Source organism: Eubacterium sp. AF17-7 (assembly GCF_003461285.1).
In the GTDB taxonomy this organism is placed as follows: domain Bacteria; phylum Bacillota; class Clostridia; order Lachnospirales; family Lachnospiraceae; genus Eubacterium_U; species Eubacterium_U album.
In genome coordinates this window covers 581,312-598,691 of sequence record NZ_QTWU01000001.1, presented here as the reverse complement: position 1 = coordinate 598,691, position 17,380 = coordinate 581,312, and the positions used below count along the sequence as shown (strand labels likewise).

11 protein-coding genes and 1 tRNA gene are annotated in these 17,380 nt (G+C 32.4%); 1 reads left to right on the top strand and 11 read right to left on the bottom strand.

Going from position 1 to position 17,380, the window contains the following annotated elements:
* Nucleotides 1-33 precede the first annotated feature (33 nt).
* Nucleotides 34-1,611, bottom strand: coding sequence for a bifunctional GNAT family N-acetyltransferase/class I SAM-dependent methyltransferase (locus tag DWW96_RS02485; RefSeq protein ID WP_117908791.1), 1,578 nt, complete (start codon nt 1,609-1,611; stop codon nt 34-36).
* Between the two features lie 533 nt (nt 1,612-2,144).
* Between DWW96_RS02485 and DWW96_RS02480 the strand changes: the two genes are divergently transcribed.
* Nucleotides 2,145-2,215 (top strand) — tRNA-Trp (locus DWW96_RS02480).
* 223 nt (nt 2,216-2,438) lie between these two features.
* Here DWW96_RS02480 and DWW96_RS02475 read toward each other — a convergent pair.
* The 10 genes from DWW96_RS02475 to DWW96_RS02430 form a co-directional block, all read right to left on the bottom strand.
* Nucleotides 2,439-4,565 carry a hypothetical protein gene (locus tag DWW96_RS02475; protein ID WP_117908789.1) on the bottom strand — a complete coding sequence of 709 codons (2,127 nt, stop codon included), beginning with the start codon at nt 4,563-4,565 and terminating at the stop codon, nt 2,439-2,441.
* Between the two features lie 281 nt (nt 4,566-4,846).
* A complete protein-coding gene (radA, locus tag DWW96_RS02470; RefSeq protein WP_117908787.1) occupies nt 4,847-6,205 on the bottom strand; it encodes a DNA repair protein RadA in 1,359 nt (452 codons plus the stop codon).
* 566 nt (nt 6,206-6,771) lie between these two features.
* Nucleotides 6,772-7,185 (bottom strand): hypothetical protein, encoded by a 414-nt coding sequence (locus tag DWW96_RS02465; RefSeq protein ID WP_022089784.1) that lies wholly within the window; start codon nt 7,183-7,185, stop codon nt 6,772-6,774.
* Between the two features lie 144 nt (nt 7,186-7,329).
* Nucleotides 7,330-9,795: an ATP-dependent Clp protease ATP-binding subunit gene (locus DWW96_RS02460; RefSeq protein WP_117908785.1), complete on the bottom strand. Its 2,466-nt coding sequence runs from the start codon at nt 9,793-9,795 to the stop codon at nt 7,330-7,332.
* A gap of 182 nt (nt 9,796-9,977) precedes the next feature.
* On the bottom strand, nt 9,978-11,459 hold the full coding sequence (locus DWW96_RS02455) for a cadherin-like beta sandwich domain-containing protein (protein WP_117908783.1): 1,482 nt from the start codon (nt 11,457-11,459) through the stop codon (nt 9,978-9,980).
* A 117-nt stretch (nt 11,460-11,576) separates the two neighbouring features.
* Entirely contained in the window at nt 11,577-12,851 is a 1,275-nt protein-coding gene (gene purD, locus DWW96_RS02450; protein WP_117908781.1) for a phosphoribosylamine--glycine ligase, read from the bottom strand.
* Nucleotides 12,852-12,870: 19 nt separating this feature from the next.
* On the bottom strand, nt 12,871-13,494 hold the full coding sequence (gene purN, locus DWW96_RS02445) for a phosphoribosylglycinamide formyltransferase (RefSeq protein ID WP_117908779.1): 624 nt from the start codon (nt 13,492-13,494) through the stop codon (nt 12,871-12,873).
* Nucleotides 13,488-14,513 carry a phosphoribosylformylglycinamidine cyclo-ligase gene (gene purM / locus DWW96_RS02440; RefSeq protein ID WP_117908777.1) on the bottom strand — a complete coding sequence of 342 codons (1,026 nt, stop codon included), beginning with the start codon at nt 14,511-14,513 and terminating at the stop codon, nt 13,488-13,490. The genes purN and purM overlap by 7 nt, the downstream gene beginning before the upstream one ends.
* A gap of 156 nt (nt 14,514-14,669) precedes the next feature.
* Complete coding sequence (gene purE, locus DWW96_RS02435) at nt 14,670-15,170, bottom strand: 5-(carboxyamino)imidazole ribonucleotide mutase (RefSeq protein ID WP_117908775.1); 501 nt, start codon at nt 15,168-15,170, stop codon at nt 14,670-14,672.
* 204 nt (nt 15,171-15,374) lie between these two features.
* Complete coding sequence (locus tag DWW96_RS02430) at nt 15,375-17,375, bottom strand: aminopeptidase (protein ID WP_117908773.1); 2,001 nt, start codon at nt 17,373-17,375, stop codon at nt 15,375-15,377.
* Nucleotides 17,376-17,380: the final 5 nt, after the last annotated feature.

The window sequence follows — 17,380 nt, the reverse complement described above, 5'->3', positions numbered from 1 at the left end:
TCATCTTTAGTTAAGTTCTTTTTCTTAATTATTCTAAACACTTAAGTCTATCTTCTTAATTATATAAACAATTGATGAACTGTATCCTATTCCATGTTCTTTCTCACACGTATATAAATGATAACTCATCCATTTATTAAACTGACTATCATTCATTGCATCAATTTGTTCAGTCATCATAGAACCTATTCCATCCATGGCAAATCTATTTGTAAATTCCATTCCGCTTGAATGAATTACATCTTCCATCTCATCTATGGTAAATGTAGTTTTACTTCCATGAAGAATCTTCATTGTTTTCTTGTCTACATTTTCAGATTTAAGAAAATCAGGATCGTAATTTAAAATTTCATTTGCAAGCATCATATCATTAGAAGTAAATGAAACGAAAACTCTTCCGCCTACTTTACACACTCTGTATGCTTCTTTAAGAAATGACACCTGTTCTTCTTTTGTCTTTAATTTATCCATAGGTTCAACTGCAAGTACAACATCAAAACTCTCATCATTAAATTCTGTTAAATCTATGGAATTAACAGAAGTAACTTTGTGACCTTTCTGTTCAAAATAAGCTTTCTTTGCTACAAATCTTGAGCTTATATCAAGAATATCGCTCTTCTTTGGCAATCTTTCCTCTACATAATAGATCGTTGTCAATATACCAATATTGTAAGAATTCGGAATATGGTTAACTTGTGAAGCTGCCTTTTCCTCTGAGCCCGTTTTTTCTTTTAAATGCTCTGCATAATCGTCTTTTCCCTCTTTAGTAAAATCATCTTCCAATTTATCGCTTATCTTGCATTCAGTCTTTAGTTCCTGTTTTTTCTTATTGTCATCTTGTTTTAAAGATATTTTAACATTATCAGAAGCCGTTCTTTTATTAGTAGCTTCTTGCTTTAATTCAACATCCTGTTCTAACTCATATAAAGATTCTTCTATTCCGTTCGCATTAGATATCTCTTCAAGCATAACTTTTTTCATTTCTATTTTATGAGCTTCCTCGTCTAATACTCTAAGCGCTGCCTGTATGTTTTCTTTAAGTTCAATTTTTTCAACAGGCTGAAGTCCTTCAATAACTTCTTCCTCCTGATAACTTCCGGACTTCTGTGAACTTACGGCTTTTTCTACATCGTGGTTAATATTTTTTATCTTCTGAGTCTCAAATTCTTCCTCACTATTCTCGTCACTATCTAACTCAAACATATCCTTGTCATCTACAAATTCAATTCGTTTTATCATAATACCTGTGCTAAAATGAAATTTATGATAAAACTTTTCCAACTGCTTTGTAGTTCTCCCATCTATCGGAGTTGGATTCGTAGTAACATGTTTAAATTTTCTTTTTTCAACATACAACATCATCATCTTCATAAGGGTTGAACCTACCCCTTTTCCATTATGCTTTTCACTTACAATAAGCATATCAATATGAAGTGAATTGTCTTTCATATGTGAAATATCATTTTCGTCTTTAGAGTTATATGAATGTCCTGTAATTGTTCCAACCGGCAAAACTTCTCCCGGATAAAAAGCCTCTCCGTACACATGATACCCTTCTTCTTTAAATTCAATTCGATAATCCTTGTATATATATGCTACAGTATCGTACATTCCTTTTCTCTCCTTAAAAGTCTCTATGTATATAATATCAAATTTGGCACTTTCTTTCCATAGAATATAAGAATAAATATTAGTATTATCTAATCTTTTATTTAAATAAACTTCACGTAAAAATTTTTTAGAGATAAGTAATAATATAAACAGAAAACATTCATTATCTAATCTTTCATTTTACAATATATAATCTCAATAATTTAAATAAATAATATGTATAAATAACGCCAAAAGAAAATGAGCATTCACAAATCTTTCGATTGCAAACGCTCATTATTTTAAAGAAGTTCGTTAATTGATTGGGGTCTCTAATAAAATATGAAGGTATTTGATATAATTATATTAGGAATTTAACGACTTCTTTCTTCTTTCTCATTGTAATTGAACTGTTTTTATTATGCAACCCTTTATTTTATAGGCAGGTGTTATTTTTTTATTCAAATTAATAAAAACACTTTTATTAATATTTTGTTTGACAATATTCTCTATTTGTGATATAAATATCAAGTGCTTAACGCACAGCAACCTTTAGGGGTGTAGTTCATCGGTAGAATAAGAGTCTCCAAAACTCCAGAGGAGGGTTCGATTCCTTCCACCCCTGTTATAAAAAAATCGTGTTTTTAACACGATTTTTTATTTTTACATAAACTTATTTAAATTTAATTTCATAAACAACACCTTGTAAAAAACCTTCAGTGCTCAAATGACACTGAAGGTTTCATTTTATAAGTTTATAATTCAGCTTGCCGTATTGGCATTAATATATTTCCGAAAATAAATTTAATTATTTTCTTTTATACCGACACTACTTTATAAACATTTTTCTATTTTGTTTTAATAGCTTTTACTTTTGACCATTTACCAAATTTCTTTTTCTTTTTAACAATTGTATATGATCTTGTTCTTACAAAATACTGTTTCTTTTTCTTTAATTTCTTAATAACAATGCTATTTTTCTTTGTTAATTTAGTAATTGTTACTTTCTTTTTAAATTTCTTTGAAGTAGAAACCTGTACCTGATATCCTTTTGCTTTTGCGATTTTCTTAATAGAAATCTTTATACTTTCTTTACCGGCTTTTAAAACATTTCCTTTAACTGTCTCTTTAATTGTTGCATCTTTTGCTGCATTGCCTACTGTATTGTTTGTTGTCGGTGTTGTTACATTATTCTGTCCCGGTAATGTTGTTGGCTGACCTGATTGGTTCGGTTGATTTGGCTGATTTATCTGTGAGTTACCTCTAACAATAATAAATCTTGTATATCCAATACGCTCTCTATACTCTCCATCTCCATCATAACTTACCTTATAAACATCACAATAATAGGAAACAGGATTCTGATATGAATAAATATTAGTTGCTGTTACATTACTTATGTCATAAACTAATTTTGTTCCAAGATTTTCATCCTTTTCATTTGACCATTCACATATATAATTTTTATTAAATGATACTTTTGTTCCATTTTCGTAAACGTCCGGAACAAGTGTCGCTGAACTTCCTTCATTTGCATATACAACTTTCATTTCAGTAACACCTGAAAAATCAGCATCTTCTTTACTAATATGTGCATCTGATTCATCTATCTTTTTCCCGTTTTTATAGATTGCATATGTCCAATATGTACTTGTATCGCCATTTCTATAAAAATCTTTTTCAGATAAATTGTTTAATAAAATAAATCCATCTGAAGAAACTTCCACAGGATCACCATATTCATAATAATAATCGTCATTGCCACTATCATAATATCTCTTTCCTGTATACTTATACCATTTTACAGTTATTCCTTCATTTGCAGGATTAACTTCATTATATGTTTCTGCATTAGCAACATTAGCTTCAAGTATACAACTCTGTCCTGCCATTGTTCTTATCCATATACTCTGTGTTTCATATGCATAAACTCTGTCGTAAATATAAAATGTAGTTGCATCAATAAATTTATCATTTTTTTTGATTATACAACGATATCTTATATTTGAATCTTCATCATATAAATCATTTTGTTCAACGCTATCAATTGTATAGCTTTTTCCTTTTCCTATTTCTTTTCTTTCATCATCATTACATTTATACCAAGTACAAGTAATTCCCTCTTCATCCGGGTCAACTTCTTCTTTTTTATAATTTTCAACTTTAATATTTAATGAAACAGATTCTCCCTGGCTTGCGTATATATTGCCACTATTATCTGAGTTAATTTTATAAGAATATTCTATATCATATATATAAAACTCAAGCGTATCATTATATTCGCCATAACGCCAATCAACTTTGTATGTAACTTCATTAAATATATGCTCCGTTACGTTGTTAACTGTATAAGAACTTCCGGTACCTAACTCGTCAATTTTACTTGTCTCATCATCTTCCATATACCATCTATATGTTATTCCAAGATCTCCTAAATCCTCAATATGATTTCCATATTGATCTTCAGCATATGTTTTCAATTCAACTGTATCACCTACCCTGGCATATACATTAGAACTACAATTTACCCCATTAATTATTGGTGTATATTCTGTTGCAAATAATTCTGTGCTAAAATTGTTATTATCATATTCTCTAACATCTATCTTATATTCTTTATCCTTATATAATGTAGCTGTTAAAAGAAAGTTGTTTGAATCGCCGTCATCACCATCATCATCATGGATAAGTTCTTTCCAAGTTGTTCCTTCCTTTACATACAAAGTTCCGTATGTATCATCCTCTCCCTGTGTGTACAACATATAGTACCCATCTTTTTCAACTGTAAATTCATAACCTACTGTTTCACCCTGAGACGAAATTGGAATTGAAGTATCAATATGAATATTATTTGTTCTGGATGTTATATCCGCCTTTACTTGTGTTGCGTTGCCAAATGTAATTCCTACTGTCAATGTTGCAATCATTGCTACAGTTTCAGCAAATGCAATTGTTCGTTTTACATTTTGTCTCATTGTACTCTCCCTTCATTTATCTGTTTTGTTACTTTATAAGTTCACAAATTTAATGCATAATGTACATATTATTTAGAACCTCACAAAATATTATACATTAATATGTGACATTTCTCAACTTTATTGTATTAAAATTCCGAGTGCAATTTACTAATATTATTATTTAACAATTAATTATTCTCTTATTCAAAATTAATTATTAATTTCTATCGTATATATTGCTAATTTGTAATTTTAACTTTTATTCTATAAATTTTGCCTTATTAACTCTTTTAGTTACTTCAAACTAAATCCTGTGCTTCTTTTACATTACTAATGCCTATTAATTCTATTCCACTAGTATCTTTTAAGCTATCCATTGATACCTTTGGAAGAACACAGCGTTTAAATCCTAATTTTTTTGCCTCAGCAACTCTTTGATCTGTCATTGCAACTGCTCTTATTTCACCTGCCAGACCTACCTCGCCAAAAAATATTGTATCTGCCTCAATAACTCTGTTTTTGTAACTTGAAAGCATGGCAATTACAAGCGCTAAATCAAGACCGGGTTCTGATATTTTCATTCCGCCTGCAACGTTTACATAAGCATCGAAGTCTCCCATTTGAATTCCAATTCTTTTTTCTAAAACTGCCATCAAAAGATTTACTCTGTTATAATCAGTTCCCACCGCAGTTCTTCTCGGCATACCAAAATTGCTTCTTGTTAGAAGTGCCTGTATTTCTACCAAAATAGGACGTGTTCCTTCCATAAGGCACGCAACAACTGAACCTGAAGCATCCGTTGGTCTGCCTTCCAGCATAAACTCAGATGGATTAAGTATCTGCTCAAGTCCTTCTGCTCTCATTTCAAATACTCCTATTTCATTTGTGGAACCATATCTATTCTTTACACCTCTTATAATTCTATATGCTGCGTGTCTGTCTCCTTCAAAATAAAGAACTGTATCTACCATATGCTCTAACACTCTTGGTCCTGCCACAACCCCCTCTTTTGTTACATGACCTACTATAAACATTGAAATTGTACTTCCCTTTGCGACCTGCATGAGAGCGTTTGTAGATTCTCTTACCTGACTTACACTTCCCGGTGCCGAACCTACTTCTTCACGATACATTGTCTGAATCGAATCAATAACAACAATATCCGGATTACATACTTTTATCTGTTCTTCTATGGTATCAAGACTTGTTTCGCACAAAAGAAGCATTTTGTCATTAAATTTTCCTATTCTGTTTGCTCTTAATTTTATTTGCTTAACTGATTCTTCACCTGATATATAAAGTACTTTTTTCCCATCATTTGACAGGTTTCTGCATACCTGCAACAATAGCGTTGATTTTCCAATACCCGGATCTCCACCTACAAGTACCATTCCTCCGGGCACAATACCCCCACCTAACACTCTGTCTAATTCAGAAAATCCTGTTGAAATTCTTTCTTCATCTGCTGCATCAACTTCATTTATTGCTACCGGTTTACTTTCAAGTATATTTCTTCCCGTAAGTCCCTTTGTTTTCTTTGTGACTAATTCTTCTACAAATGTGTTCCATTCTTTACATCCCGGACATTGTCCTAACCATTTGCTTGTTTCATATCCGCATTCTTTGCAAAAAAATGCTGTTGTTTTTCCCTTTGCCATATTTCTCCTTTTTCAATCTCTGGGAGTGAAGCAAGATAATTTTGACTAAAGTACGCTCGCGCTGCTTGCCACTCGTAGCGGTTCTAAATCTTTCGCCACATTCTGACTTCGAAACCATTGGTTTCTGTCAGAATATGGCGAAAGATTTGAACCGACGGCGGCAAATGCTCTTTATTCAAATTTATCCTGCTTCACCTTCCGGGCTTTAAAACTCTCGCTTCTTCTCAGTGATTATGCATTCGCCAACTCTTACTCTTTATCTTTTTTTGTTATACCCATGGCTTCGCCATGTAATCACTTCGAATCCGCTTCGCTTCTTCTCAGTGATTATGCATTCGACAACTCTTATTCTTTATCTTTTTTTGTTATACCCATGGCTTCGCCATGTACATCACTTCGAATCCGCTTTGCTTCTTCTCAGTGATTATACATTCGCCAAATACTTTCAGCTTTTTTTGCAAGCAAAAAGCTGAAAGTATTTGGCTCATTGCGTATAACAAAAAAAGTGCCATGTGGTTTGACACTTTTTTAGTTTATTTTTATTTTATTATTGTGCTTATTGATTATTAAATTGCTACAACTTTTACGTGTGTTACAGCCTCTTTATCAGCATCTACACTAATTGTAAGCTTACCGCCTAAATTAGTTTTCATTTTTCCTACTGCTCTGTTGCTGATGAAAACTTCATATTCTTTTTCTGCTGTTAATTCAAGTGTTATCTGAGTCTGTCCTAATCCTTCAACAAAGAAACTTACTTCATCAGCTGTTGCTTTGAATGCATTTACTGCTGTTCCCGGTGTTGATTCATATACAAACATTCCGTTTCTTTCTAATTTAGTAATCTCATTGAAAGTCTTTACTTTGTACATATCACCTGCAACTTCAAAATCTGCAAGCTTTGTCTTCTTATCTAATGTATAATCACCAAAGCTAATAGAACCATCGCTTTCTTTTCTAATCAATTCGCTTACTACTGCCATCTTATCCTCCTGTTATTTTCGCCCGTTAATTCCGTCAGGCGTCCTAGTGTTTTTTTCATTATAACATACTTGTCCGTTTTTTTCTTCCAAAAGTCGTATATAATTTATTAAATTTTTATTACAAATTTATCACTATTCGTTCAATTATTTCTTTAGAATAATAACCTCTTTATTTCTAACTGAAATAGTAATACTGTCTCCATTTGTAACATTTCCATTTAATATTTCATCTGACAATGTATCTTCAATTTTATTTTGAATCATTCTTCTAAGTGGTCTTGCCCCATACTTCTTGTCATAACCTTCCTGTGTTATATACTTTTTGGCAGAATCTGCAAATCTGATATCTATATCCATCTGCTCTTTTACTCTGTGTTTAAACTGGTTAAGCATGATGTTTACAATCTTTCCTACTTCATTCTTTCCAAGACTGTGGAACACAATAATATCATCAATTCTGTTTATGAATTCAGGTCTGAAAATTCGTTTAACATCTTCCATGACATTTGCTTTCATTTTTTCATAATCCTGTTTTTCATTTTCTTCTGAATTGAATCCTAATTTTTTAGGTTCCATAATTCTTGAAGCACCGGCATTACTTGTCATAATCAAAATTGTATTTTTAAAGCTTACTTTTCTTCCTTTAGAATCAGTAATGTGACCATCATCAAGTACCTGAAGTAATATGTTAAATACATCCGGATGTGCTTTTTCAATTTCATCAAATAATATAACTGAATATGGATTTCTTCTTACTTTTTCGCTTAATTGTCCACCTTCATCATATCCTACATATCCCGGAGGTGAACCTACCATTTTAGAAACGCTGTGCTTTTCCATGTACTCAGACATATCTACCCTGATAATTGCTTCTTCTGAACCAAATACAGATTCTGCAAGTGCTTTTGACAATTCTGTTTTTCCTACACCTGTAGGTCCTAAAAACAAAAATGAACCAATTGGTCTGTTTGGATCTTTCAATCCTACTCTTCCTCTTCGTACAGCCTTGGCTACAGCTTTTACTGCTTCATCCTGACCTACCACTCTCTTATGAAGAACTTCCTCTAATTTAATCAAATGCTTTGTCTCATCTTTTGTTAATTTGCTTACCGGAATTCTGGTCCACATTGAAACAACTTCCGCTATTTCACTTTCACCTATTACAGGTTTATTTTCATATTTATTTGTGTTCCATTTTTCAGTAACTTTATCTAACTTAGTCATTGCTTTGTCTAAATTAATCTTAGCTTCGCTTCCCGTCTTAAAGTCACCCTTCTTTATGGAGTCTTCCAACATATTTGTGTAAAGTTCCGCATTGTTTTCAGCATTAATAACTGCTTTTGTTTTTGGTGTTCCTTTAAGTCTTGCCTTTGCACATGCTTCATCAATTAAATCAATTGCCTTGTCAGGAAGGTATCGGTCATTAATATATCTTTCAGATAATTTTGCTGCTGCATCAATTCCTTCTTCTGAGATTACAACGTTATGATATTTTTCATAAGTCTCTTTCAAACCATTTAAAATTGTAATTGTATCTTCTACTGATGGTTCATCCACCATTATAGGCTGAAATCTTCTTTCTAATGCTGCATCTTTTTCGATATTTTTTCTGTATTCATTTATTGTTGTTGCTCCAATTATTTGTATCTGGCCTCTTGCAAGTGATGGCTTTAATATATTTGAAGCATCCATAGAGCCTTCTGCACTTCCTGCTCCTATGATTGTATGAATTTCATCAATAAAAAGAATAATATTGCCTGCTGCCTGAACTTCATTTATTATTCTTTTAATTCTTTCTTCAAATTCGCCTCTGTATTTTGAACCGGCAACCGTGCTTGTCAAATCAAGAATAAATATTCTCTTATCGAGCATTGTTTCAGGGACTTCACCTGCTTCAATTCTCTGTGCAATTGCTTCTATAATTGCTGTCTTACCTACACCCGGTTCACCTATAAGACATGGGTTGTTCTTTGTTCTTCTACTTAAAACCTGTATAACTCTCTGGATTTCTGTTTCTCTTCCTACTACAGGGTCTAATCTCTTTTCATGTGCATCTCTTGTTAAATCTCGTCCAAACTGTTCTAATGTAGGCACATCTGACCTTCTAACCGGCTCTTTTCTTCCCTGCTTAACATATGCTCTAAATTCATTAGGGTCTCTATCTGTAAGTTTTAAAATATCTATGCACAAATTTTTCAAACTAAGTCCAAAACTTGTTAGCATTCTATTTGCCTGACATTCAGGGTCGGCAATTATTGCCAATAGGATATGCTCTGTTCCAACCTCATTTACTCCCATTCTTCCTGCTTCAAGTTTTGCTCTATCTAAAACTCCCTGACTTCGGGATGTAAATTTTAAATTATTTCTTGAAATTCTTCTCTTCGTTTTTAAAATATCCTGCTCTGTAATGTCTTCGCCTATTGCCCTGATTATATCGTGAGCTTCAAGTTCATAATTGTATAATATATTCGCAGCGACACCGTCAGTAACCTTTGCAAGCCCACCTAGAAGATGCTCTGTTTCTATATAATCAGCCTCAAAATATACAGCAATATCTTTTGCATATTCTAAAGCCTGTAAAGTCTGTTTTGTATATTTTTTGTCCTCCATTGCTTTCCCTCCTATTCTGTATTTATTGTATCAGACATTTGTGATTTATTTGCAAATATCTTTATTATCATTATTTTAATAATTTAATAAAACTGTGATTATTAAAAAAATACTTTTATTATATGTCAGAAAGGACCCGAAAGCTACATCTTGCAACACTCCGGATCCTTGCTATTTTGTTATTAATCTACGAAAACAAAATCTTCATCGTCATCATCTGATTTTCCTGTGCTGTCTTTCATATCATTCTCTGTCTGAATGTCTTTTTCATTCTCCATCAGAATATTATTTTCATTTTCTTCGATTTCATTTGTTTCTTCTACGATATTAATTCCATTATCAGTATCATTATCTTCATTCTGTTCATCTGTATCGTCAAATATACCTGTTTCCATTGCCACAGCTAATTTTAAATCCTCATTTACTTCTGAAATAGCTTCTTCTATTTCATCTTCTTCTGTCTTTTCATGAGTTTCTTCTGTAGTATCATCACTATCTGTAGTCTCCGGATTTTCTTCGTTTTCAGAATCATCTGATTTAACATCATCATTCTGACCTTCTACATTGATTCCAAAATTATTAATTTCTTCGTCTTTTAATTTTTTTACTTTTTTTGTCTTATTTGACAATATAAGATTTAAAACTGCAAATATAAGAATAACGATTAAAATAATTAATCCTGCAATTGCTTTCACTAAAATATTATATCTGTCAACAATGCTATTATACTTATCCTGTAATTTTCCGTATGCAGTATTTGCTGCCTCAAGCTGTGTGTTAACATCACTTGTAGCTATGTATCTCTGGAATACCTTTTCCTGATCATCATAACAATAAAGATTTATATCTCCATCCCAGTTCATTGCATATACAAGATACAGTTTTTCTTCTGAATCAAGTTCCCATGCACTGACTTCCTGGTCATAAATTGTTATTCTTTTTTTTGTATAATTTTTAAGACATGAATCTCTTTTTTCCGGTCTTACTACAGTGTACATTCTACTCTTGATAAGAATGTTTCTCATCGGATAAAAAGTATCCTTCTTTTCATTATAAATATAAAATCCTGCTATGCCTTCTTCCTCATTTGTCATATAGACTGCTGTGAGTTGTTTAACTTTACCTACAATGCAAGGCACTTCTTTTTTATTATATGTAAATGTGCTTTCTTCAAATCCTTCAGGAATATCGCTTTTTTTAATTTTTGAAGATATAGTCAATTCTGTTTTGTTAACAGTAACCTTAATTCCACTATCTTTTTTAGTTTCTGTATCTTCTTTATAAGTTTCTTCCTCATCTGTTGTAAGTCTTTTTGTTTTAATTGTGTATGTAGTTTTCTGACCATTTGAATCTGTCACTTCAACATATGTCTTATTGTCGCCTTCATCTAATGTGTCCCATGAGACTTTTACATTTGCTGAACTTTCATTTGCAACAGCTTTAACGTCTAATTTTTTCACGCTGTTTTTTACTGTAGCTTCATAATCAGTTACATCTTCTGAAAATGAAGGACTTAAATTTACTACCGTACTGTCACCTGAATCTGTTTTCCCATTAACTGTCAATTCTTTTAAAGAAGAATCTGCAAAAACATTTGCTCCCATTAATGTTGTCAATCCTGCAGCCACAATTAAACTTAATAATAATGATTTACTTTTTCTCATTATTTGTACCCATTCCTTTAATCACAAACATCTTGTGTTTAAAAGGTGCAAATCAAAGGCTTATATGATTTGCAATTTTCCTTTCTCACATATTTTTTTCATCTCTTTCCCTTACTTTTAAGCTTCGTCGATAGCCTTTCCAATATCATGTCTCATATACTTATTATCGAAATCTATCCACTCTGTTGCCTTATATGCATTTGCTCTGGCTTCTTTTAAATCTTTTCCCTTTGCAGTTACGCCTAATACACGTCCTCCGTTTGTTACAATCTTTCCATTGTCATCAAACTTTGTTCCTGCATGGAATACATAATATCCATCTTTATCCTTAAATGTATCTAGTCCTTTTATTTCAAATCCCTTTTCATAACTTACAGGGTATCCGTCACTTGCAAGAACTACACATACAGCTGCATTATCTTCAAACTGTAAATCAATCTTATCAAGTGTTCCGTCGATGCATGCTTCAAATACATCAATTATGTCATTTTTCATTCTTGGAAGAACTACCTGTGCTTCCGGGTCACCAAATCTTGCATTATACTCTAATACCTTTGGTCCGTCTTCTGTAATCATTAATCCAAAGAAGATAATTCCCTTAAATGTTCTTCCTTCAGCTTTCATAGCGTCAACAGTAGCCTGATAAATGTATTTCTTACAGAATTCATCAACTTCTTTTGTATAGAAAGGACTTGGTGAAAATGTTCCCATTCCTCCTGTGTTAAGACCTGTGTCACCATCTCCTGCACGCTTATGGTCCTGAGCACTTGTCATTATCTTTATCGTATTCCCATCAACAAAAGATAAAACAGAAACTTCTCTTCCTGTCATAAATTCCTCTACAACCATTGTATTTCCGGCTGAGCCAAATTTCTTATCAAGCATTATGCTCTTTACGCCTTCAATTGCTTCTTCTTTTGTATTGCAAATTAATACACCTTTTCCTAAAGCAAGTCCATCTGCCTTTAATACAATTGGATATTTTGAAGTTTCCAAATATTCTAATGCTTTTTCAGGAGAATCAAAATTTTCATATCCTGCTGTTGGAATATTGTATTTCTTCATTAAGTCTTTAGAAAACGCTTTTGATCCCTCTAAAATAGCTGCTGCCTTATTTGGTCCAAATACTCTTAAACCTTCTGCTTCAAAAGCATCTACAACACCGCCTACTAACGGATCATCCATACCAATTACAGTTAGGTCAATTTCTTTTTCTTTTGCAAATGAAACTAACTTATCAAATTCCATTGCACCAATATTTACGCATTCTGCATATTCTGCAATTCCTGCGTTGCCGGGTGCACAATAAATCTTATCAACTTTTGAACTCTTTGCTACTGCATTTGCAATGGCATGTTCTCTTCCACCGCTTCCAACAATTAATACTTTCATTGTATTCTCCTTATATTGTCTACTGATATATTACTTTATTGTCTACAACTTTGATTTTGCCATTAGCAATATCATTAATTGCCTGTGGCATAATCTTCCATTCAGCCTGTTCCATAACTCTTTTCTGAAGTACTTCAGGTGTATCTCCAGGTAAAATGTCTACTGCCTTCTGATAAATTATAGGACCTGTATCTGTTCCTTCATCTACAAAATGAACTGTAGCTCCTGTTACCTTAACACCTCTTTCTAATGCTTTTTCATGAACCTTTAATCCATAAAAACCATTTCCACAGAATGATGGAATAAGAGATGGATGTATGTTTATAATTTTATTTCTGTATTTTGAAATCATTTCAGGAGGTAATACAACCAAAAATCCGGCGAGAACGATTAAATCTAATTTATACTTATCTAAAGTATCAATTAACGCCTGATTAAAATCTTTTCTTTCAGCAAAATCCTTAGGTGAAATACATTCTGCATTAATTCCATTTTCCTTTGCTCTTACAAGCGCATATGCATCTTTCTTGTTGCTTATTACTACTTCGATTTCTGTATTTGTAATTACTTTATTCTTAATTCCATCAATGATTGCCTGAAGGTTTGTTCCTCCACCTGAAACTAAAACCCCAACTCTTAGCATAATTCTGCTCCTTTTTCTCCTGCCTCAATCTTTCCGATTTCATAGCATGTTTCTCCGGCAGCTTCTAATGCTTTCATTGTCTTTTCTACATCTGCAGGGTCAACTGCTAATACCATACCGATACCCATGTTGTATGTGTTGTACATCATTTCTTCTGCAATATCTCCTGTCTTAGCAAGGAGTTTAAAAATTGCAGGTACTTCATAGCTGTCTTTCTTTACAACTGCCTTTACTCCATCAGGAAGCATTCTTGGAATATTTTCATAGAATCCACCACCTGTAATATGGCTGCATCCCTTAATTGTTACTCCTGCATCTTTAACATTCTTTAATGCTTTAACATAAATTCTTGTTGGTGCAAGTAAAGCTTCTCCTAATGTCTTTCCTAATTCATCATAATATGTATTAAGTGATTCTTCTGACATTTCAAATACTTTTCTTACTAAAGAAAATCCGTTACTATGTACACCTGATGATGCAATACCAATTAATGCATCTCCCGGTTTAATATTTTCTCCTGTAATTAAATCTTTTTTATCTACTACACCTACTGCAAATCCTGCTAAATCATATTCATTTTCAGGCATAAGTCCCGGATGTTCTGCTGTTTCACCACCAACTAATGCTGCTCCTGACTGCTTACATCCTTCTGCAACACCACTTACGATTGTAGCAATCTTTTCAGGATAGTTCTTTCCACATGCGATATAATCAAGGAAGAAAAGTGGTTCTCCACCTGAACATGCAATATCATTTACACACATTGCAACACAGTCAATACCGATTGTATCATGTTTGTCCATAATATAAGCTAACTGTACTTTTGTTCCACATCCATCAGTTCCTGATAACAAAACAGGGTCTTCCATTTTCTTAATAGAATCTAAACTGAAAGCTCCGGCAAATCCTCCAAGACCTCCTAAAACTTCTGGTCTCATAGTTCCTTTTACATGCTCTTTCATAAGTTCAACTGACTTGTAACCTGCTTCGATATCAACGCCTGCCTTCTTGTAATCCATAATTCTTTTCTCCTCTTACTTTCAAATGGTTTCTTAAATCATTTTTAATCATATAATGCAAAAACAAATTATAATAAATATGTTTTTTTATTTTTCATATTAAAATTTAGTACCGATTTTATAAAAATATAATACCGTTACGCCTTTAATATAATTTTAGTAGTTTTTATATCCTACTTTTTTCAACTTTGTATCTTTTGCTACAACGTCTTTTTTCATTTTTTCTGTATATGCTTTTAACTTTTCAAGCAACTGTGCATCAGATGTTGCAAGAATCTTTGCTGCAAGAATACCTGCATTCTGTCCACCATTAATAGCAACTGTTGCAACCGGGATACCTGATGGCATCTGAACGATTGAGTATAATGAATCTACTCCGCCTAAATCTGATGTTTTCATTGGTATGCCTATTACCGGCATAGGGAATAAAGCTGCGCACATGCCCGGAAGATGAGCTGCCTTACCAGCTCCTGCAATAATAACTTTTACTCCTCTTTCTTCTGCACCCTTAGCCCATTCAAAAAAGATGTCCGGCTCTCTGTGTGCTGAGATGATTGTCATTTCATAATCAATTCCCATCTCTTCAAGAAAATCTGCTGCTTTGCTCATTACCGGCAGATCTGAATCGCTGCCCATTACAATTGCTACTTTTGCCATTGCTATTCTCCTTCATAATTTCTTATAGTATTGTATTAAACTTTGATGCCTACGGATTGTTCCGTTCTACGCACTCACACAATCCTCCCCTGGCTTCTTAAATCATAAAAACACTTACATTGTAACTGTTAAGACTTATCACGTCAATAAATGGGGTACTAAATTAACAATTTTATTACATTTATTTACATTTTTATGTTTATTTTATTTATCAAAAGCTTCATTTAAAAGTTCTGTTCCCGGAAGAACAAATCTTCCATCCTTTATAATGACAATTTCTTCACCATTTTTAGTTACGGCTGTAATTTCTCCAAGTTCATCATAAGGTATCGTTATATCTGTATGGCAACTGAAATATGCTTTTGACAAATCTTCATTTCTTAAAGCTGAGATTTCATTTTCCTTTGCTACAATTTCTTTTCCATCAGGATTAAATGTCTTAACATCTTCTTCCCAACTGTAACATGTATCACCTACTGCAAAATGAGGTCCCATTTTTTCCACTATTAAAATTGGAAGTTTATATACTATATCGTATTTATTTGCCATAACATAAGCTGTTGTATTTGTTCCTATGGCAAATTCCCCTATAGGTAAAGTGTCATGATTAAACATAACATTTTCTTTTATATACTTTTTATTTTCTTCTTCAGTATCGAAATTCTTACATGTATAGTCTTTTATGCATCCATTTTCAAATGTAATTTCCAAATCATTGTATTTTAATTCATTTAAATATACCTGACTCACATGTAACACTCCGTTAGTTCCTGTAAGTTTTGGCGAAGTAAACACTTCTCCTAATGGAATGTTTACATCTGCCAGACAGTTTTCAAAATTAGTTTCTTTTTCAGGATTTTTCAATTCATGCATATTAACCGTAATATATGTCTTATTGCTTCCTTTTCCTTCGACCCTTACGAAATCTGCCTTATCAAGGGCATCTATTATACTCTGCTGTACCTTGCGATATTTATCCTGATCTAAACAGTTAATTTTAACTGTCTCTTCGAATAATTCTTCATAATCCATTCCAATTTCAGGAAGTGGAAACGCAATAATCGTAAAGCTTCTCTCATCGCCCTTAATATATTTTTGAACTATCTGAGTATATTCTCTTGCATATTCAACTTTTAATTTCTGTTGCTCCTTGTTTAACTGTAAAGCTTCTTTTTTATTTTCCGGCTCAAATGGATTTTCTCCAAATACTTCTATAACCGCCGGTCCTGCCATAAGTGCTGCTGTTTTCTTTCTATTTTCAAATGCTGTAGTTGCAACCTCTAACTTTCTTTGTACATAACCTTTGTCAAAGAATAATGCATCATCAAACTTATGGTCAAACCAATACTGCTTATTTATCTTGGTAGATTCATATCCTCCTTTATAAATAACCGGTTTTAAGCCCATATTTTCAAACTGCTTTATGGCCGCACGGATTATTCTTTCAAATCCAATATAATATCTTATGTCTACTGCACTTTTAATAGATAAATCCTTTCCTGTATTTATAAACCCCAGTCTATATCCTTCTGTATAAACACTTGCGATTTTATCTATTTTTTCCTGTGAAAGTGTGTTTAAGAATTTAGCTGTTTCTATTTCATTTTCACTAATGCTTTCACCATATTTGTATAAATATCTTAAATCTTCTAAATCACTTTCCATTACAATCTTAACTGCAAAATCATTTTCAGGATTTATTATTTCATCTATTCTGTTGGTCATAAAAATTTCTGAATTATCTTTTTCAAAAGAATAAATTATATCATGAATTGATTTTTTTGTAAGATTTTCTCTATCTTCAAATTGATTATATATTTCTATAAACAATTCCATTCTCAATGTTATTTCTTCTAATTTGCCCTGAAATGCATTAGAAATCATATTTCTGTTTGTCGTAAATACATAACATAATAACTGTCCGTATTCTTCTCCTAATTTTTCTACTGCAAATTTAGGATTTGCGAAACATTTTCCATATACAATTTCCGTTTCATCTTCATATAAATCTTTATTAAGAGCTGTCAACTGCTCTAAAGTCAGTTTTTCAATCTTTTTGCTTTCTATTAGCCCAAGTAAATTATCTATTTTAAGTATAAACTGTGCTGCTGCAACAAAATAAGGTAGAAATTTTTCTTCTACTGTATCTTCAGTAATTATTTCTTTTATTCTTTCTATAGCAATATCATATCTTTCTTTAATCATAGATT